Raw genomic sequence first — 19880 nt, 5'->3', positions numbered from 1 at the left:
GGGAACGTGCTGAGCTTCCGTCTGATGTACCCGAGACCCGAATTGATCCTCGCCCATGGCCAATGCCCTCCGTGAAGTCGATGCCCTCAGCCTCCTCCACGGAGCCGACCGGTACATCAGTCACGTGACGGTGAAGTCATCCATGCATACGCGTGAACCCTCGCCCCGTCAGCGCCGTCAGGCATGGACCCCGGCCGTGACCTTGGTGGAAAGCCCCGGACTCATGGCCCTCGTCAAGTACGGAACAGCCTCGCGCCCCGGCTGCCGCAGCCGGCATTAGGTCATTCGACTGCTTCCGCGGGACGCGGGACCGCCTACCCGTCTCCACGTCCCCCTGGGGAGAGCACCGCCGTCCAGAGGGGGACGTCCCGGATGTCGGCCAGGCTGAACACACCCACCAGGGCCGAGACGATGCGGAGGTTGATGAAGAGATCCGCTGCCCCCGGCTCCAGCCCGTCCGCGTCGACGGTTCCGGCAACTGCAACGGCTGCGAGCAAAGAGACGGGAAGGCGGTCAGCATCCTGCGTGGGGATGATCTCCTCCCAGGAGTCGAACAGCACCTTCCCGTCCGCCGCGTGGAAGAGATATGTTCCGCAGGCGTCGGTCACACCGCTGGTCACCGCCTCCGTCCCCACGGCCGACAGCGCGGTGGCGCCGGGTGAGCCGTCCGTCCCCGGCACGTACCGGGTCACTCCCCGGTCATCGTGAACGAAGGTCCACTCCCCTGCCCGGCCGGCTAGGAGAACAGCCCCCTCGTCCCGGTCGTCCAGGCCGACGGCCGCACGTGACGGGGACGTGCCGTCACGCAGGGGTATCACCCCCAAGCGGCGGGGCGAGATCGCCCGCCACCCGACACCCAGTGCCGCCAGTGCGTCCACAGGACTCAGATCCCGGACCGCGTGAAGCGTGTGCTGGTGACGGTTCGACGACAGCCGGCTCAACCAGAGCGGCAAGCCGGACTCACCGAGTGTGCCGGCCCGGAAACCTGGTGTGGGCAAGACTCCTCTTCGGCTCGACCTCTTGGAGATGGCACGGAACCGAGAAGCGGCGGGGTTCATCCGCACGCTCCTCTCGCGGTCAACGACCGGAAGGCCGGACGTTGTGGTTGAGACGGAAGACATTGGACGGGTCATGGCGCTGCTTGACCCGCGTCAGCCTCGTGTACCGCTCGTCCCCGTACGCACTGCGCATCTCCTGTTCGGTGGTCGCCTCGTCCGGCGAGAGGAAGTTCACCATCCGACGTTGCACACTCCATGGGGCGAGCCCGTCCATGACCTCGGCCAAATCTGCGCGCAGGCTCTCGGCCCTGTCGGCACCGCCCACCGCGAAGGCGAAGACCACGAAGGGAACGCCACGGGTCGGAACGGAGTTGGGCACCGCCGGGGCGTCGTCCAGGGCTCCCCCGAGAGCGCGGATTTCCACGTTCGCCAGTGTGCAGCCGGAGTCCGCACCGGTGAGCCGGACGAGGGCGTCCGCGGTTTCGCGGGTGAACTCGCGCAAGCAGACGGTACGGTCGAAGTAGGGCATCGGGTCCACCGGGTCCAGATGGATCTCCCCGACTGCTGAGAACGGCTTCTCCCCGACCAGGTCGAGCAGCGCCGGAGCCGCCGCGCGCAACGGAGCTATCAGCTCTTCGCCCTCCGCTGCGGAGCCGAGGTAGCCGATCCGCAGGTGTACCACGAAGGCGCCACGCAGCGGCCCGGGCAGCGCCGGGAGATCGGGCAGGCGTTGCACGCCGATGGAGGAGGTCATGTCATCGGGAATGGTGGGCAGCCATGTACGCCACGCGTCGAGCACCTCGGCCAGGTGTTCACCGGCGAAGTAGATGCCGCCCCCGTAGAAACGTGTCAGTGGAAACACGTCGAACTCGATCTCGGTCACGATGCCGAAGTTGCCCTTGCCACCGAGCACGGCCCAAAAGAGATCCGGTTCGTTCTCGGATGTGGCGACGACCAGCTCTCCGTCCGCGGTGACGATGTCGATCCGGCGGACTTGGTCGCTGGCGTAGCCGCGCGTCCGGCCCAGGAGGGGGCTTTGCCCGCCACCGAGGGTGTAGCCGACCACGCTCACGTCCGGCGCGCTGCCCACGACCGGCGCCAGTCCGTGCTGTGTCGTGTGCGGCAGGACATCGCTCCAGCGCAGACCGGCCTGGGCCCGCACGGTCCGGGCCTGTGGGTCGACGGTGATGTCCCGCATCCGCTGCGTGGTGACAAGCAGGGCGCCGTGAGCGGGCTGGACGACCTGGTGCGCACCGGATCTGACCGCTATCGGCAGTCCGTGGCGGGCTGCGAAGCGAACGGCCGCGGACACATCCTTCTCCGTGGAGGCCCCGACCACCACGGCCGGGTGGAGACGGCTGTTCAGGTTGTACGCGGCGCATTCGTCGGCGTAGCCGTCCGCTCCCGGTACGAGGACCGGGCCCTCGATCTCCCGCGCCAGATCGGCGATGTCCTGCGGCCGTACGGGGGCGGGTGATTTGCCATCGCTCATGGTGTTTCTCGCACATCACTGTAGGTATGAGCCGGTGTCAGCGGTCTTTCCCCGGATGAACCACAGAGGGAGAGCGGCGCCGACGAACGGCCGCTGTCACCAGGTACGACGTGCCGCTCAACCCGAATGGTTCATCACGACGACCGCCGAGGGCTCGGCGCAGTCCCGTGCACCGGGCCCCCGCTGTCAGATCAGGCCTCTGGACACGGCGCGGGCCCCCGCCTGGAAACGGGTCGTCACGCCCAGCTTCGCCAGGACGACCGCGATGCGCCGGGTCGTGGTGCGGGTGCTGTAGCCGAGCTGGCGGGCGATGGCTTGGTCCTTGAGCCCCGTTCTGAGCATGCTCAGAATCAGGATGTCCTGCTCGTCGAGGTCCTTGTCATCGGACGGCCCGGCTCCACCGAGGGGTTCCGCGCGGTCCCAGTACGCCTCGTACAGCTCGATCAGGGCGTCCAGCATGCCCGAGGAGTGCACCACGGCGAGATCGTCGTACACCTTGCCCGTGAGCGGGACCAGCGCGACCCTCTTGTCGATGATGTGCAGCTTGAAGGGCAGCTCGGGGAGCATACGGGACTGCTCGCCCAGAGCTACGAGTTCCAGCAGCACACCGAACCGTCCCGGCCGTTCCATGGACTCCGGACAGTAGATGGAGCGGACCTCCATTCCGCGCTCGATCCACTGTCGCGTGAGAGCGAGCTCGTCCTCGTTGCTGTAGTCCTGCCCGTCCTGCCGGCCCACGTAGGGCGGCCGATCGAGGACCCAGACGTGGCTGCGCGCGGACCCGTAGAGCTCGTCGGTCCGCTCGATGATCAGGTCGCGGTCCGACAAGATCTCCACCAGGTTTCCCGGGTCCGTACGGAGCCGCCCTTCCCGGTACCTCTCAGACAGTGCTTCCACCTGGTTCCGCGCGTCGGCGAAGGCCGTCTCGGCTTCGAGGTGTCGCCGACGCAGAAGGGGGAGCAGGGCGGTGTGGGGGCTGACAGCCAGATAGCGGCCCCGCTCCACCTTCCGCAACAGGCCCGCCTCGACGAGGCGGGTGACGGAACGTCGGATGTGTGCGTGTGTCACTTCCAAGGATCGGGCCGCCTGGGCAGCCGTGAGGGGACCCGCGTCGAGGAAACGTTGGTATGTCCGTTCGTCGGACTCCGATATACCCAGGACCGTCAGCACAGGCGCCCACTCCGTCACAACAGGCGATCAGATCAACCTTGTGGCGTGCCCGGTCAGCTGGCCGAACACGCCACCAGGCTATCTGGACACGTCATCCAGGGGCGACGTTCACTTGTCGGGCGCCTCAACGCCTTGTGCGCATCCCCGACAGCCGCTGCCCCCAGAGATGTCCGGATCATCTCGGGGGCGCGGAATTGCGATATTCGTCCCACTCCGGGAGAACATATGAGATCTGCTTCTCGAAGACACACATATGTGTCGGGAGCGGCGGCAGCCGTCTCCTTCACCATGCTGTGTTTCACCGTGCCGGCGCATGCCGTCGGTGAGCCGTCCGTCCCCGTTTCTGCCTCGGCACCTGCTCCCCTGCCCGTCGACAGGGACCTTTCCCCGGCGCGTTACGTGGTCACCCTGGCCGGAGCTCCGACCGCGCTCTACAAGGGCGGGGTGGACGGCATTGCGGGTACGGCTCCGGCGCCGGGCGCCAAGGTGGACACGGACAGCCCCGATGCCCTGCGCTACCGCGCACGCTTGCGCGAGGGACAGGACCGGGCCGCGAGGGCGGTAGGAGCCGGGATCCGTCACCGCTACAGCGTGGTGAGCAACGGATTCACCGCCGACCTGACCCCCTCGCAGGTGGCGCGCCTGTCCGTCCGGCCGGACGTGCTCGACATCCGCCCCGATACCTGGAACAAGGTGGCCGACGACTCCCGGGCAACGGATCTCATGGGCCTGTCCGGAAGACGGGGCGTATGGTCACGACTCGGCGGCAGCGCGAAGGCCGGCAAGGGTGTCGTGATCGGCGTCATCGACAGCGGCGTCTGGCCGGAGAGCAGGTCCTTCTCGGCTCCTGCCCTCGGCAGCGCTCCGCCGTCCGCCAAGGACCGCCACCGTCCCTACCGCAGCGGCGGCGTGATCCGCATGCGCAAGGCGGACGGCGGTACATTCACGGGGATCTGCCAGACCGGCGAACAATTCACGGCCAATTCGTGCAACACCAAACTCGTCGGCGCACGGTATTTCGGCGATGGGTGGCTCGCGCAAACACCGCCGGAGAAGCGCAACGACTACGTGTCGCCGCGTGACGCCGTCGGGCACGGGACGCACACGGCGTCCACCGCCGCCGGCGCCGCGAACGTGCACGTCGTCGAAGAGGGGAGGGACTACGGCTACATCTCCGGCGTGGCCCCGGGTGCGGTCGTCGCCGTCTACAAGGCCCTGTGGAAGAGTAAGGACGCCGAAGGGGCCGGGATGACCTCCGATATCGTCGAGGCCGTCGAACAGGCAGTCACCGACGGTGTCGACGTTCTCAATTACTCGGTCAGCACGCTCGGCGGCAGTCCTCTGGACCATCCCATCCAGCAGGCCTTCCGCGCCGCCGCGGCGGCGGGCGTCTTCGTCTCCGCGTCCGCAGGCAACGACGGACCCGACCCGTGGACCGTGGACAACACGGCCCCCTGGATCACCACGGTCGCGGCCGGCACCACGGCACCGATGGAGGCCACAGTGGAACTGGGGGACGGCCGGACGTTCATCGGGGGCAGCAGTACGGTCGACGCGCCGCTCGGTCCGAAGCGGCTGGTGCGCGCCGACGACGTACGCAACACGGGGACCGATCCGGCTGCCGCGCTGCTGTGCGTGGCGGGCAGCCTGGATCCGCGCAGGGCAGCCGGCGCGATCGTGCTCTGCGACCGCGGGGTGACTTCCCGTGTGAGCAAGTCCGCGGAGGTCGAGCGCGCGGGCGGTGTCGGGATGGTGCTCGTCAACACGTCCGACCTGGAGACGGACAACGACGTACACACGGTGCCGACCGTGCATCTGAACGTTCCCGCGGCCACGACGGTACGGGACTACGCGAAACGTCCGGACGCCCTGGTCACCCTGCGACCGGGCGGTACCTCGAACACCCCGTACCCGCAGGTGGCCGCCTTCTCCTCGCGGGGTCCTGCGATGACGAACAAGAACTCGCTGATCAAACCGGACGTCACAGCGCCCGGCGTGGGCATCCTGGCTGCCGTCGCGCCCTCCGGCAGCTCGGACCGGCGTTTCGACTTCATGTCCGGTACGTCGATGGCCGCTCCGCAGGTCTCGGGTCTGGCGGCGCTGTACTTCGGCGTGCATCCCAAGTGGTCCGCGATGGCGGTCAAGTCAGCCCTCATGACCACGGCGCGGCCTACGAGAACGGCGACCGGCGAGGCCGAGACGGATCCATTCGCCCAGGGTTCCGGACACGTCACCCCCTCCGCCATGTTCGAGCCCGGCCTGGTCTACGACTCCTCGAACACCGACTGGCTTGCCTACCAGGCAGGACTCGGACTGGAGACCGGGGGCGGGGCTCCCCCCATGGAGCCGGGCGAGTTGAACTACCCCTCGGTCGCCGTTCCCGCCATGGTAGGGACCACGACACTGACCCGCACCCTGACCGCTACGAGGGCCGGCGTATACAAGGCATCGCTGACGCTGCCCGGCATCGACGCCGAGGTGAAGCCGTCGACACTGCGTTTCACCCGCGCCGGTCAGTCCGCTGTGGTCAGAATCAGGCTGACCCAGACGACCGCGGTCTCGGGTCGCCAGGTGACCGGGTCACTGATCTGGAAGGGCCAGGGACACATCAGCGTACGGAGTCCCGTCGTCGTCACACCGTTCAGTGTGCTGGCCCCCGAACGGGTGGTGGGCAGCACGGCGCAGGGCGGTGTCTCTTTCCCGGTGACGCCGGGGACGAAGGGCATGTCCATGCGGGGGTACGGTCCGGTCGTCGGTCCGCAGGTGCGGGACGAGGTATCCGCCGCGGGCGACGGAGTCCGGTCGTTCGCCCTCACCGTGCCGGAGGGCAGCATGGCCGGTGAGTTCTTCCTCACGACGGACGATCCCGATGCCCGGCTGCAGTTGATGCTCGTCACGGATCCCGCGAACGGCAGCCCTTCGAAACCCGTGGGCGGGCTCGGCGAGTACGCACACAGGTCACGGGTCGGGGTACTGGGTCTCGCGCCGGGCCGTTACCTCGCACTGGTGGTCGACCTGGGCGATCTGCCGGGGACATCGTCGACCGCGTTCAGCCTGCGGTCCAATGTGGTGGGGGCTGGTGCAAACTTCCCGGGCGCCGCGACGCTGACCGTATCGAGCGAGGCGACGCCGCGGCCCGGGGTTCCGATGACGGTCACGGCAGCGTGGCCGGATCTGAAGGGGCGGGGCCCTGCGACAGCCTATATCGCCTACCCCAACGGCGCCGGAACGCTGGTGAGCATCGAGGACTGATCACATCCCGGTCCGGAAGCGGCGCCCCGTCCGGGCACTGCTTCCGGACCGGGACTTTCAAGTTTGAACTTGACGGTCCACTCCATAGAGTGCACGATGATTGGACTACGAAGTCCAAGGTTGTTGCATCCGCCTCCCACCGCACTCGCGACGGCGGTTCCGGCATCCGACTCGGCAGTGCCTGTCCTGCCCGGCAGAACCGGCACACACGATTCGAAAGAAGAACGTTGTGAGCACCGATCCCCGTCATGACCTTGAGCCCTTCAAGATCAATGTCGATCAGTCCGTCCTGGACGACCTGAAGTCCCGCCTGCGGGCCACACGGTTCGCACCCGATCTCGACAACGAGGACGGAAAGTACGGTCTGAGCACCGCCTACCTCAAGCCGATCGTCGAGTACTGGGCCGACGGCTTCGACTGGCGCGCCGTCGAGAAGAAGATCAACTCATACCACCAGCATCGCGTGGACGTCGGTGGCACCCCGGTGCACTTCATCCACGAGCGAGGGAAGGGCCCGTCCCCCGTTCCCCTGGTACTGGCTCACGGCTGGCCGTGGTCCTACCTCCAGTGGAGCAAGCTCATCGGTCCACTCACCGACCCGGCAGCCCACGGCGGGGACCCGGCTGACGCCTTCGACGTCGTGATCCCCTCCCTGCCCGGCTTCGCCTTCTCCACCCCGCTGACCAACCCCCGGGAGAACTACGGGGACATGGCGGACCGGCTGCACACCCTGATGACCGATGTTCTCGGTTACGAGAAGTACGCGTTCGGCGGGCACGACTACGGAGCACTCATCGGTTCGCGCCTGGGGCACAAGTACGTGGACTCCCTGTACGGCGTCCACCTCGGCTACGAGGCGGGGCCGGGAGCATTCCAGGGCGACCGGTACTGGGACCTGACCGGGGGCGTGAACACCGAAGAACTCCCCGAGGTGATTCGCGCCAGGCTCGTCCACATCATGGAGACTCTCGTCTCGCACGTGGCCGTGCACCAACTCGACGCCCAGACGCTCACCCACGGTCTGACCGACTCACCGGCCGGCATGCTGGCCTGGGTGCTCAAGCGGTGGAAGGCCTGGAGCGACCCGAACCTGGACTTCAAGACCGTCTGGCCCATAGACGACATCCTCACCTTCGCGACCATCTACTGGATCAACGACGCCATCGGTTCCTCGATCCGCGCCTACAAGAACGCGCACCTGTACCCGCCGGAGCCGGTGAACGACGTGACGCCGTACACCCAGGCGCCGGCCAGTTTCACCCTGCTGCTGGGCGAGCCCGCGCCGGGAGCCCCCACAGCGGAGGAGCGCAAGGAGATCTTCAAGGCTGGAGCCACCCCGTTCTACGCCGACATCCGCGACGTGAACGTCCATAAGGACGGGGGCCACTTCGGCCCCTGGGAGAATCCCGAAGCCTGGATCCATGACCTTCGCGCGGCGTTCCGCACGATGCGCTGACGCATCCGTCGGCATCGCTCCGCCGCCCCGGACCGTCCGGGGCGGCACAGCGCTCCGTTGTCTCGCACACCGTCCGGGACAGCGGAGCGCTCTTTCGTGCCCGGCCCTGTCCGAAGAACCGGCCGGGCCGTCCGTGAACCCGCGGGCCGCCCGACCACGTCATGGTGGAGAGCGCCCGAGCGGGAACGGGGCCGCTCGCCAGAGACCGCGCCCGACCGGGGCGGGTTCCCGACACGTACTACCCCCCCCGGACACCTGCGTGCACCGCCCGCAGGCACCCGCGGTCCGCGGCTCCGCACCGTCGGCCACGCGGCGGCCCTGCGGAGCAGGTTTCCGCGACGTTCAGCAGATCGCCGGCCGAAGACGGGCCAACCGGCAGCGTCGGCCGCATGCAGTCGGCCACTTGTGAGGAGAAGCACCCATGCGTGTGCACTTCGTCGTCCACGAACCTTTCGAAGCACCCGGCGTCTACGAGTCGTGGGCCAGGGAACGGGGCCACGAAATCACCCGCTCACTTCTCTACGTGGGAGAGCCACTGCCGGGCGATGCGCGTGCTGTCGACCTGCTCGTGATTATGGGCGGGCCCCAGTCGCCCGCCACGACGACAGCCGAATGCCCCTACTTCGACGCCAGGGCCGAGATGGCCCTCATCGCCGCCTGTGTCGCCGCCGGGACTGCCGTCATCGGCGTTTGCCTCGGTTCGCAGCTGCTCGGGGAAGCCCTGGGAGCGCCTTGTGAGCGCAGTTCCGAAGAGGAGGTGGGGCTCTTTCCCGTCACGCTCACCCAGGCGGGCCGCCGACACCCGTTCTTCGAGGACTTCGAGACCGAGTTCGGGGCCGGACACTGGCACAAGGACATGCCCGGCCTCACCGACGAAGCCGTCGTTCTCGCCCGCAGTAAGGGATGTGCACGGCAGATCGTCGCCTACGGTCGGTTCCTCTATGGGCTGCAGTGCCACATGGAGTTCACCCCCGCCCTCGTCGACGCCCTGATCAAGTCCGCCGGAGACGAACTCTCCTCGCTCTCCGGGCGGCGCTTCGTCCAACAGCCCCCGGCCCTGCGACAGAACGACTACGGCCCGATGAACAAGAAACTCATCGCCTTCCTGGACCGCCTCGCGGCCGATTACTCTGCGGTCGCACGAGGATGAGCAGGGCTCGCGTCACGCGTCAGAAGTGAACGGCCCGGGGCACGCCGCCCGCCCCTGTGACGCCCGCTGTTGCTGTCCGGTACGGCGGCGGGGATGCCGGAGCACCCCCGCAGGTCGACGGGACCATCACCTCGACGCCTGCCGCTGGCTGGGCGCCGCGGGCCTCAGTGGTTCGATCGAACTCGTGAGAGCGTCCTTGAGGTAGCCGACCTGCCCCGTCACCTGGAGGAGGATGACACCTCCCTGAACGGCCGCGAGGATGCTGCGAGCCCGCGTGATCGCCAGGTTCCGGTCCTTCAGCAGAGTCTCGGCTCCACGCACGAGCGCCGCCTCCCAGGTCTCGAAGAGGGCCACGGTCACCGCCTCCGCTTCCGGCGAGGATTTTCCGAGCTCCGACGTGAGACTGCCCAGAGGACAACGGTTCCCGAGTTCCGTGTAGTGGTTCAGCACGGCCCGGCTCCATGCCTGCCACGAACGCCAGGTGGTCAGGTCCGCAAGGTGAGGCTGCTGCGCGTCGAGGACCTGTTCGGCCTCGTACGCGGCAACCGCCACAAGCATGTCCGTGCGGCCGTTCGGAAAGTAGTGGAACAACTGGCTCTTGCTCGTCGACGTCGCGGCGCGCACGTCGTCGAGGGTGGTCTCGGCTGCTCCTTTCTCCCTGATCAGCAGGGCAGCGGCAATTACAATCCGTTGGCGCGTGGCCAAACCTTTGGCGGTCATACCTCTGTTCATGTACTCCATCATGACAGCCAGTTGGACTCTTAGGTCCATTCAGCTGCCTTATGTGACGGAACCGGCGTCTGCTGACGTCCCGCCGGTGACCGGGCGGACGGTCCTCGGCGTCGCAGGGCGATCTCACGGGAATGTACACGCAGCCGTGAACCCCGCCCGTACATCGGCACGTTGCCCAGATAGAGATCCCTGCCGGCTGGTGGGCCCGGCGGCAGGGAGGGGCGGCCTCCTCGGCTCACTCCGTGACGGTGGCCGCCACCGGTGTCCGGTGGCCCGCCTGGTCCAGTCCTCCCTCCGGGCGGGTTTCCGGCGAGACGGCTCGGCTCGTTGTGGGGACGAGCCGAGCCATGGTCGGTCGGTGGTACTACCACTTCGCTCGACCAGCCCGGCACGAGAGCGGAGCGAACCTCCGCACCCTCGGGCCGGGACGGAGGACCGCTCCGCCTTCTTCCATGGTCGGCGGGGCGGTCCGCCCCTCGCCGGGACAGGAGCCACAGACGATCACTCCCGCGACGGACTCCGCGACAGTCCACATCCGACGCCCCCGGCGCTGCACCGGGCAGCCCGTGGACATACCCACCGCTCGACAAGTGCGAGCCTTTGATCTTCCCGACGCCTGGGATGACACTCCACATCATGTCGCGCCACACCTCGATGCGCCCGTTACATACCCATGCGTCGGCAACGCCGTGATCATAGGCACTGAATCCAGGAGACACGTCAGAGCGGCGTACGCTGAACGCGGTGCGTGCCGCATACGACATGTATGTCCCGGCATACACGTACCTCTTCCGGGGCAGGACGAACCGGGCGGCGGCACCGGCCGGACGGACCTGCGACGACCCGGTCGAGCACGTCCACCGACCGGACTTCCCAACTGTCCGAACCGGCTGACCGCTCGTAGGCGTAGCGGTCGGATCCGCGGATGTCGGGCCGTCGGCCGTTCGGTCGCCGCCTCGGCTCTTCGCACCCCTCATCGGCATCGGCTCGGGGAGACATGATGGACCAGCAGGATCACACGGACCACGGTTCCGGCGGCAGAGTACTGCTGGACGCGGCTTTCAAAGCGGACGCACCGGCTAGGTACGCGCGGCTACGAGCACTCGGGCCCATCCACCCGGCGGAGTTCCACAGGGGGCTGCGTGGCTGGGTGGTCGTCGGCCACGACCTGGCGCGGGAGGCCCTGACCCACCCGGCATTGCTGAAGGACAGCCAGTACTCGGAAGAAGCACTCGCGGCCGCCGGCTTCGTCCTGCACCGCAGCGGTGTCGGTCTGGGCGCGCACATGCTGGAGGCCGACCCACCCGAGCACACCCGGTTGCGGCGCCTCGTGTCCAGCGCGTTCACCCCTGGACGCACGGCCCGGCTGGCACCCCGTATCGAGCAGATCGCCCATGCGCTGATCGATGCCATGCCCGCGTCGGGGGAACAGGACCTCGTAGCGACATTCACCTCGCCACTGCCCGTCACGGTCATCGCGGAACTCCTCGGCGTACCGCAGGAGGACCGGGAGAATTTCCGCATATGGTCGAACCTCGCAATGCAGGTGGCGGACCCCGGACACCACACGGCGCTGACCGACCTGCACGCCCTGCTAACCGGAATCCTGCGGGACAAGCGCCGCAGTCCACAGGACGACCTGCTGTCCGCCCTGGTATCCGCCCGCGACGAGGACGACGGACGGCTCTCCGAGGACGAACTGATCGGTACGGCGATGCTCCTGGTCGTCGCCGGCCATGAAACCACCGTGAACCTCCTGGGCAACGCGGTCCTCGCCCTTCTGCGCGACACCGGCCAGCTGCACCTGCTGCGCGCGCGGTCCGATCTGCTGCCCGGCGCGGTGGAGGAGTTCCTCCGTCATGACACCTCCGTGGAGCGGTCCACGAACCGGTACGCCGTCGAGGACGTCGAACTGGGCGGGGTGTCGATCCCCCGCGGCAGCCTCGTCGTCGTCGCTCTCGGTTCCGCCAGCCACGACGGGCCCCTGCTGGGGGACGCCGATCCCGCCGCGCTGGACGTGACTCGGTCCCATGCCCGGCACCTGGCCTTCGGACACGGCATCCACTACTGCCTGGGGGCGCCGCTGGCCCGTTTGGAGGCGCAGATCGCGTTGCGTGTACTGCTGGCCAGGACGGCGGAACTGGAACTCGCCGTGCCGGTCGACACCCTTTCCTGGATCCCGTCCGGCATCATGCGCGGCGTGCAGTCGCTGCCGGTACGCTACCGCGTCGTCTGAGCGTGCCGCGCTCCCGGCGTCCGCGCCTTCACAAGCTCAGTCGGCTTCCCTCGCGGCGGCTCCTGCTGCCGGCTCCTCCTCAAGCCACCGAGCGTGGTGCCGTTGCACCCACGAGTGGGGGACAGTGCCCGTGCGCATGCCCTGCCGCGCCGCGGGATCGGCGAGGGCCTTGCGCACGTGCGCGATCACGACAATGGTGACGGCCCAGGCAACACAGTCATGGACGAAGATTGCACTGGTGCGTGAAACAGCCGGCAGCAGTCCCATGTTCCACATCAGCAGGCCCGTGCACAACATCACCAGCACCGCTCCGGCGATCCATCCGGCGTACAGCTTCTGTCCGGCGTTGAACTTGCCCGCGGGGCGCGCCTCGGGTGACGTGAGACGTTGCCGGGCCGCGCGCAGCCACTGCCGGTCGTAGTCGGCAAATCGGTTCAGCCGCCGCAGGTCCGCCCGGAAGGAGGGTGACATCAGCCCAACCAGGAAGGGCAATGGCAGGAGGATGCCGGACCACTCGTGGACGGTGGCCAGCAGGTAACGGCGGCCGACGAGCTGGGCAAGCGGTCCCAGGTACAGACAGGCAGCGGTCACCAAGCACAGCAGCATCAGCCACCCGGTGGTTCGGTGCACCATGCGCTCGGCCCTACTGAATCGGCGCACCACGGCGTGGGGTTCAGGCTGCCGCGTCACCGTGGGTCCTGTCTTCTCCGTCGAGCCAACCGTCGATCGCATAACCGCGCTCCTCCCAGTATCCGGGCACGACCTCGCCGGTCACACTGATGCCGGAAAGCCACTTGGCGGACTTGTAGAAGTACATGGGAGCGACGTAGAGGCGGACGGGCCCGCCGTGCTCATGGGTGATCGGTTTGTCCTGCATCTTCAGGGCGATCAGCACATCGGAACGGCGGGCCTGCTCCAAGGTGAGGCTTTCGCTGTAGGCGCCGTCGAAGCAGGTGAACCGAACCGCCCTGGTCTGCCTGCCCACACCTGCGGCATCGAGCAGGTCGGCCAGCTTCACACCTTCGAAAGGAGTGTCGTCCACACGCCAGCCGTCCGTGCACAGGACGTCGTGCACGATCCGGGTCTGGGGCATCGCGCGGAGATCCGCGAGTGTGAAGGACATCGGCCGGTCGACCAGACCGTCGATCTTGAGTTCGTACGTCGTCTCGTTCCTCCGCGGCACGGAGCCAACGACGCTGTAATACCGGAATCCGCCCGGGTTGGGCAGCAGGCCGGTGAGCCCGGTCGGGTCGGTCTGGGACGCGGCGCCCAGAAATCCCTCCCAGCCTCGTTGCAGGTGGGGCGCCGCGGCGATTCCGGCGGCTCCCGCGGCGAGCATCCCCAGCATGGCGCGCCGTGCCACCGGCGCACCTACGGCTGGCTTCTTCCCAGGGTTTGCCATGTTCAGTACTCCTTTGTCGCCGCCACGGCCCCGCCGCCCGGCGGCACCCATGGACACACACCGCGCCGCGATCGTGTCACCACTCAATATGGTGACGATCTTTACACATCAATAATCACCTGTCAAAGAGGTGACGGCTTGGCCGGTACTGAGATACCTGACTGCCGTTTTGTTGCCCTCCCCGCTCACCTGGCGGGGGTTCACCTGTCAGACGAGAGCGCCGCGTCGAAAGGAACACGTATGTCAAAGTCCCTGTCACCCGACGCCGTCGTCCGCGTCGACGACGAGACCGATCCGGCCACGGGAAGCCCGAGGGACACTGCGCCTACCACCTGCCCGGCATCGGCATCGGCATCGGCATCACGGCCAGCGGCGTCGCGCTGGTGACGGCCCATCCGGCCGACACCTGAGCCCCCGCGGAGCCCTTACGCCCCCCTCGGACACCCCGTGCACCGAGCGGACGGAGGGGCCTCGGGTTCGATCCGCCGAACGGGCCTCGCGCAGCAGGCGTACAGGGGGAAGCCGTGCGGGCCTTGGCCGGGTGATGTGCCGGCGAGACCGCAGAGCACGCGAAGAGCTGCCTCTGGCGACGGAGCCGCGCGATGAACCGCCGCCCGCTTCGCCCGTCAAGTCACCTTTGCTTTAACGCTCATTCCACAACTGGTAGGTTCACGGCGTTCGGAAGCCACGCATCGGGCAAGGAGGACTCCCGGGGTATCGACCTCAGGGGGATGCAGATGGACGGAACGGCTTTCGGTCGGCTGTTGCGTGCGGCACGACAGCGTTCGCTGCTGACCCTGGAGAGCCTTTCCGAGGCGTCCGGTGTCAGTGTGCGGGCCATCAGCGACATGGAACGCGGGCAGAGCCTGCCGCGGCAGGCCACGTTGAGCGAGTTGATGGACGCACTGGCACTGGACGAGGGCGAGCGTCGGCAGTTGGTCGAGGCATCCAGGCGCCCCACGCGGCAGGTGCCCCGACAACTGCCGCCGGACCTCGCCACGTTCCGCGGCCGTGAGGAAGTCCTGGCGGCGGTGCACGATCTCACCAACGGAATGACTCGCACGGGACGGCATGTCGTCATCTCCGCGATCGGGGGTATGGCGGGCGTGGGCAAGACGACGCTCGCGGTGCATTGGGCACACCAGGTGTCGCACCGCTTTCCGGACGGGCAGCTGTATGTGAACCTGCGCGGGTTCGACGACTCCGGCCGGCCCCTGGACCCCGGGGAGGCCCTACGCGGGTTCCTTGAGGCTCTCGGTGTGCCCAGCGGTGACGTGCCGCGCGACACACAGGAACGCAGTGCGATGTTCCGGGCGCGGACAGCGTCCCGGCAGCTGATCGTCGTTCTGGACAACGCGCGGGACGAGGAACAGCTCAGACCGTTGTTGCCGACGTCGGACGGGTGCCTGACCATCATCACCTCGCGCAGCCAGCTCTCCGGTCTGATCGTGGCCGATGGCGCCCGCCTGGTCGGTCTCGACGTCTGGACACGTGAGGAGGCGCTGGCGGCGCTGGCGGCGCGGATCGGCGACGAGCGGTGCGAAGCGGAGTCGGCCGCGGCGGCGGAGCTGGTGGAGTTGTGCGCGTTCCTGCCGCTGGCGGTTGCGATCGTCGGTGCGCAGCTGAGTACGTCCCCGAGGATGCCGCTGCGGTCGGCCGTACGCGAGCTGCGTGAGACGAAGCCGCGGCTGGATGCCCTGTCGACCGGTGACCGGCGCGTCGACGTACGCGCGGTGTTCTCCTGGTCGTACCGGACCCTGTCCCCCGGGACGGCACGGTTCTTCCGCCATCTGGCTCTGCACCCCGGTCCGTCGATGTCGGCCCAGGCCGGCGCCTCACTGGCGGGCGCAGGTCTGGCGGTGGCCCGCCGGCACTTGCGGGAACTGGCCTCGGCGAATCTGCTGTCACGGGACGCCGAGGGCCACTACGTGTTGCACGACCTCGTGCGGGTCTACGGCGCGGAGCTCGTGGAGCAACTCGGGGACGACCGCCTGACCGCCGAGACGCGGCTGCTGGACTATCTGCGCCACAACGCCTACACGGCCACCCGCACCCTTCACACGCGACCCGGATCCCAACCGCCTCTCCCTCCGGTGGCGGGTGTCGTGCACGTCGCGTTCGACAGCCGTGAAGAGGCCCTGGACTGGTACCGCCAGGAGGACGCGACCCTCATGGCCGCCCTGCGCTCCCTGAACGACCAGCGGCTGCTGCGTCATCGCATGAACCTGACGCACGACTGGGTGAGCTATTACTCGATCATGGGCCGCTGGGCGGATGAGATCTCGACCAAACGCATCACTCTGGACGCAGCCGTCGCGCTGGACGACCCGTCCGCCATCGCGCGGAACGCCGCTAGTCTGGCGCGCGCGCTGGCCGAGGTGGGACGTATCGACGAGGCCGACGAACAGGTCGAGCTCATGCGAGAGCAGTTGCACCGGCTGCCCCTACTGGAACAGGCTGCCACAGAGCGGGGTATCGGCTGGGTACGTGGTCGGCAGGGCCGGTACACAGAGGCCCTGCACCACGCCCGGCGAGCCCTGTCGCTGTTCGAGGAGCTGGACGACCGCGGCGGCATGGCACGCGAGATGAACGCTGTGGGCTGGTACCTGACACTGCTCGGTCACCACCGTCAGGCGCTCTCCATGTGCGAGCAGGCGCTCCCCATCCTGAAGGAGACCGGCAACCGGCGCGGTGAGGCGGCCACCTGGGACAGCATCGGTCATGCCAGGCAGCACCTGGGCGACCTCGACGCCGCGCTGGCGAACTACCGTAGGTCGCTGCAGTTGTACGGCGAGGTGCTCGACAGTTACAACCAGGCCGACGTTCTCGACCACATCGCGTCGGCCTTGCTGGAGCTCGGAGAGGACGCACAGGCGCGGGCGAGCTGGATGCAGGCGGCCGAACTACTGAGCGAAATCGGCAACACGCGCACCGCGGAGATGCGGACCAAGGCTGAGACACTGGACGGTACTCGATAAGGCCTGTGCGTCTTCACGCACGCCCCGCCGCCGTATCGGGCGCCCCGCGACCGCCCGGCACCCTCGGGGCAGGAGCCCGCAGCGCGCAAACTGCATGCGAACTGCCTGGTTTCACAGGTGCGGCCCCACTGTGATGTGGACAGGCAAGAACGCTCCCCGGGCCGACGGGATCGTTCGCCGCGGAACAGAGGGCATCGATGAACACGCAGACCGGACTCTCCCGTCCCGACACCGACAGGAAGGACCCACGGCCCCTGTCTCTCGTCGGCGTACCGCCCGGGGAACCGCTGGGCAGCCCAGGGCTCATCGGCCGCGAATCCGAACTGCTGGCCCTTCATGGCTTCATGAACGAGGCCGCGGCGCACGGGGCGGCCCAGGTCGTGTACGGACACGCCGGCTCGGGCAAAACGGCTGTTCTGGAAGCCGTCGTCCAGGCGGCGACCACCGCCGGGACGCGGGTGCTGCGCTGCGCCGGAGCACGGGGCAGCGACCCCTCCGGGTCCTCCGGAGTCCTCCAGCTCGTCTGGCCGCTCCTGCGCGGTCCGGGCCGCTCACCGGCCGCCATCCGGCTCGCGGCCATGGAGATGCTCATGGTCGACGGTGTCTCCGTCCCGAACGGGCAGGGGCGGCTGTCCTTCGCCGTCCTGGACGTCCTGGAGTCGCTCAGCGCCGAGCAGCCCCTGCTCGTCGCCGTGGATGACTGGGACGCGCTGGACGAACCCAGCAGGAACGTGCTCACCTTCGTCGCCCGGCGGACCGGGGGCCGTCCGCTGGGCCTGCTGATGACGACTCGTCCGCACCGCACGCCTCCCTCCTCCCTGACAGGCCTCCCGGAGCTACGGCTCGGCCCTCTCACGTCCGACCAGTCCGCCCGTCTGCTGGCGACGAGACGTCCGGGCCTGGACGCCCAGGCCGTGCACGAGCTGCTGACGACCGCGGCCGGCAATCCCCTGGCCCTACTCGAACTCCCCGCTCGGTACGAGGACCCGCTGCCCTGGGCACCCACCTCGTCCGACCGGCTGGCCTCCGCCATGGCACCCGGTGTTGCGCGCCTCCCCCAGGAGACGCGGGACCTGCTGCTCGTGTCGGCACTCCACCCGGCGGGAGACCTCCCCCTTCTCCTGTCGGCCGCGGCACGGATCGGCGGCTCCGAGCTGGGCTTCGCGACGCTGGAGCCCGCAGAACGGGAGGGTATCGTGGTGTTCGACGGCATGCGCGTGCTCTTCAGCCATCCCGCGACGCCGGGCGCGGTGGTGCACGATGTTGACCCACAACGCATCCGGGCCGCGCACGCGGGCCTGGCGGCCGAACTGACGAGCGGCTCCGTGCAGATGCTGTGGCATCTGTCCCAGGCTGTCGAGGGACATGATCCGCAGCTGGCCACCCGTCTGGAAGCCGCCCGCCACCACGCGCTGGAACAGTGCGGAGCGCCGATGGCCGTTCGGCTGCTACGACGATCGGCCGACCTCTACCTGCTGCCCGACGACCGGGGCCGCAGCGCCCTGCGCGCCGCCCAGCTAGCCCATTCCCTCGGTTTCGAGCGCATGGCGCGAACAATGGCCCACCGGGCTCTGCAGCACACGCTGGGCCCCCTGGGAACGATCTGTGCGCAAACACTGACACGGACCGGGGACGACAGCACGCAACCACCCCCCGATCCCGCCCTCTGGCCCGCGCCCGTGGACGCCACCGAGCGGGAGAACGCGCTGGAACTGGTCCGGACGACGGCTCCTGCGGTCGTAGGCGACGAGGCGCGCGCGCAAGCGTTGCTCACCTTCATCGACGGCATGCCCGAACAGGCCCATGACCCGCGGCTGCTGCACGCTATGGCCACGGTCCGTCCAGCCCTCCGGGCAGCGACAGTTCTCGCGGGTGTGTCCGCCGTTCAGCATCTGACCAACCTGCCCGTGCACGATCTGGAACGGCTCGGTGAAGCGGCTCTGCTGGCCGGTGACCCGCTGCGGGCGCTGGAGCTGTTCCGACAGGCGGAGCGCCGCCATCGCATCCAGGAACTGCCCGAACAACTGCCGCGGGTGCTGCTCCAGCAGGGGATGGCACACCTGGCCACAGGTGACTGGAGCCAGGCCGGCCACGCGTTCCGGCGCTGTGCGGGACACGCCGAGGAGCATGGACAGGGCCGCCACGCGGCGGCTGCCCGCCTGCTGGAAGCACTCGTGCACGGCATGCGCACCGGCGGTGCAGTACGCCCGGCCGACCCCCTCCTGCTGGACGCCGCACGGCGTTCGGTGCCCATGATCGAGGCGATTCTCGCCGTCGGGACGGCCTGCGCCCAGGTGGAGGGCGGTGACTTCGGAGCCGGTTACCGCGCGCTGTCGTCCCTTCTCTCCGCCCCGGGCACCCGCGCGGTGGCCCTGGTCGCTCTGGCGTCCTTCGCGGAAGCCGCCCGTGCCGAGAACGTGTCCGAGGAGGCGCTGGCAACGCTCGACGAACTCGAAGCGGAACTGGGCATCGAATGCGCCCCCGTAGTGGGAGTCCGGTTGGCGGTGGCACGAGCTGTCCTCGCGGACGAGAGGTACGCGGAGCCGTTGTTCGCACGGGCCTATGCCGAGGACCTGGCCCGTCGGCCGTTCGTGGAGGCCTCATTGCGCCTGGCCCATGGGCGATGGCTACGGCGGCGGCGGCGCCTGGCAGAATCCCGCACGACCTTGCGCCAGGCGGCGGCCACCTTCGGCATGATGGGCGCGGAGGCCCGGGCCACGTGGATGGCCGAGGAACTGCGGGCCTCCGGAGAGCGGGCGAACGGCAGCGTCCCCGGTGCGGCCCGGCCGGGTTCGGTCCGCGACCTTCTCACCGCCCAGGAACTACGCATCGCCGACCTCGCCGCCCGGGGATTGTCCAACCGGGAGATCGGCGAACTGCTCGTCCTCTCACCGCGGACCATCGGTGCATACCTCTACCGCATCTTTCCCCGGCTGGGTGTGACGGGACGGGCGCAACTCGCCGATGTTCTCAAGCATCACCGACTGCCCTGACCCTTCTAGGTCGTGTCCGTG

At 68.5% G+C, this 19880-nt stretch carries 12 protein-coding genes; 6 read left to right on the top strand and 6 right to left on the bottom strand.

Annotated elements, in window-relative coordinates:
* Positions 1 to 314: 314 nt before the first annotated feature.
* The 3 genes from C6Y14_RS12290 to C6Y14_RS12280 all read right to left on the bottom strand — a co-directional run bounded on the left by C6Y14_RS12290 (position 315) and on the right by C6Y14_RS12280 (position 3660).
* Positions 315 to 1058, bottom strand: coding sequence for a hypothetical protein (locus tag C6Y14_RS12290; protein WP_213084350.1), 744 nt, complete (start codon positions 1056 to 1058; stop codon positions 315 to 317).
* 19 nt (positions 1059 to 1077) lie between these two features.
* Positions 1078 to 2490: an FAD-binding oxidoreductase gene (locus C6Y14_RS12285; protein ID WP_107016637.1), complete on the bottom strand. Its 1413-nt coding sequence runs from the start codon at positions 2488 to 2490 to the stop codon at positions 1078 to 1080.
* A 186-nt stretch (positions 2491 to 2676) separates the two neighbouring features.
* Complete coding sequence (locus tag C6Y14_RS12280) at positions 2677 to 3660, bottom strand: helix-turn-helix transcriptional regulator (RefSeq protein ID WP_107016636.1); 984 nt, start codon at positions 3658 to 3660, stop codon at positions 2677 to 2679.
* Positions 3661 to 3885: 225 nt separating this feature from the next.
* On the opposite strand from C6Y14_RS12280, the gene C6Y14_RS12275 reads away from it, so the two are divergent.
* The 3 genes from C6Y14_RS12275 to C6Y14_RS12265 all read left to right on the top strand — a co-directional run bounded on the left by C6Y14_RS12275 (position 3886) and on the right by C6Y14_RS12265 (position 9518).
* A complete protein-coding gene (locus tag C6Y14_RS12275) occupies positions 3886 to 6912 on the top strand; it encodes a S8 family serine peptidase (RefSeq protein ID WP_107016635.1) in 3027 nt (1008 codons plus the stop codon).
* Positions 6913 to 7141: 229 nt separating this feature from the next.
* Positions 7142 to 8368, top strand: coding sequence for an epoxide hydrolase family protein (locus C6Y14_RS12270; protein ID WP_107016634.1), 1227 nt, complete (start codon positions 7142 to 7144; stop codon positions 8366 to 8368).
* A gap of 421 nt (positions 8369 to 8789) precedes the next feature.
* Positions 8790 to 9518 carry a glutamine amidotransferase-related protein gene (locus C6Y14_RS12265; protein WP_107016633.1) on the top strand — a complete coding sequence of 243 codons (729 nt, stop codon included), beginning with the start codon at positions 8790 to 8792 and terminating at the stop codon, positions 9516 to 9518.
* A 126-nt stretch (positions 9519 to 9644) separates the two neighbouring features.
* Here the strand turns inward: C6Y14_RS12265 and C6Y14_RS12260 are convergent, their stop codons facing one another.
* On the bottom strand, positions 9645 to 10262 hold the full coding sequence (locus C6Y14_RS12260) for a TetR/AcrR family transcriptional regulator (protein ID WP_225891035.1): 618 nt from the start codon (positions 10260 to 10262) through the stop codon (positions 9645 to 9647).
* 985 nt (positions 10263 to 11247) lie between these two features.
* Between C6Y14_RS12260 and C6Y14_RS12255 the strand changes: the two genes are divergently transcribed.
* Entirely contained in the window at positions 11248 to 12486 is a 1239-nt protein-coding gene (locus tag C6Y14_RS12255) for a cytochrome P450 family protein (protein ID WP_225891034.1), read from the top strand.
* 36 nt (positions 12487 to 12522) lie between these two features.
* Here C6Y14_RS12255 and C6Y14_RS12250 read toward each other — a convergent pair whose 3' ends face one another.
* Together C6Y14_RS12250 and C6Y14_RS12245 are read right to left on the bottom strand one after the other, a co-directional pair.
* Entirely contained in the window at positions 12523 to 13218 is a 696-nt protein-coding gene (locus C6Y14_RS12250; RefSeq protein WP_107016940.1) for a cytochrome b/b6 domain-containing protein, read from the bottom strand.
* A complete protein-coding gene (locus C6Y14_RS12245; protein WP_225891033.1) occupies positions 13160 to 13888 on the bottom strand; it encodes a molybdopterin-dependent oxidoreductase in 729 nt (242 codons plus the stop codon). Before C6Y14_RS12245 ends, C6Y14_RS12250 begins: the two co-directional genes overlap by 59 nt.
* A gap of 737 nt (positions 13889 to 14625) precedes the next feature.
* Between C6Y14_RS12245 and C6Y14_RS12240 the strand changes: the two genes are divergently transcribed.
* The gene (locus C6Y14_RS12240; protein WP_107016939.1) at positions 14626 to 16866 is read left to right on the top strand and encodes an ATP-binding protein; all 2241 of its coding nucleotides are present in this window, start codon (positions 14626 to 14628) and stop codon (positions 16864 to 16866) included.
* A gap of 197 nt (positions 16867 to 17063) precedes the next feature.
* The gene (locus C6Y14_RS12235; RefSeq protein WP_107016630.1) at positions 17064 to 19859 is read left to right on the top strand and encodes an AAA family ATPase; all 2796 of its coding nucleotides are present in this window, start codon (positions 17064 to 17066) and stop codon (positions 19857 to 19859) included.
* Positions 19860 to 19880 lie beyond the last annotated feature (21 nt).

The sequence above is a fragment of the Streptomyces dioscori genome (genome assembly GCF_003024195.1).
Taxonomy (GTDB): domain Bacteria; phylum Actinomycetota; class Actinomycetes; order Streptomycetales; family Streptomycetaceae; genus Streptomyces; species Streptomyces dioscori.
The sequence above is the reverse complement of the archived record's forward strand: the minus strand, read 5'-3'. Positions and strand labels throughout refer to the sequence as shown.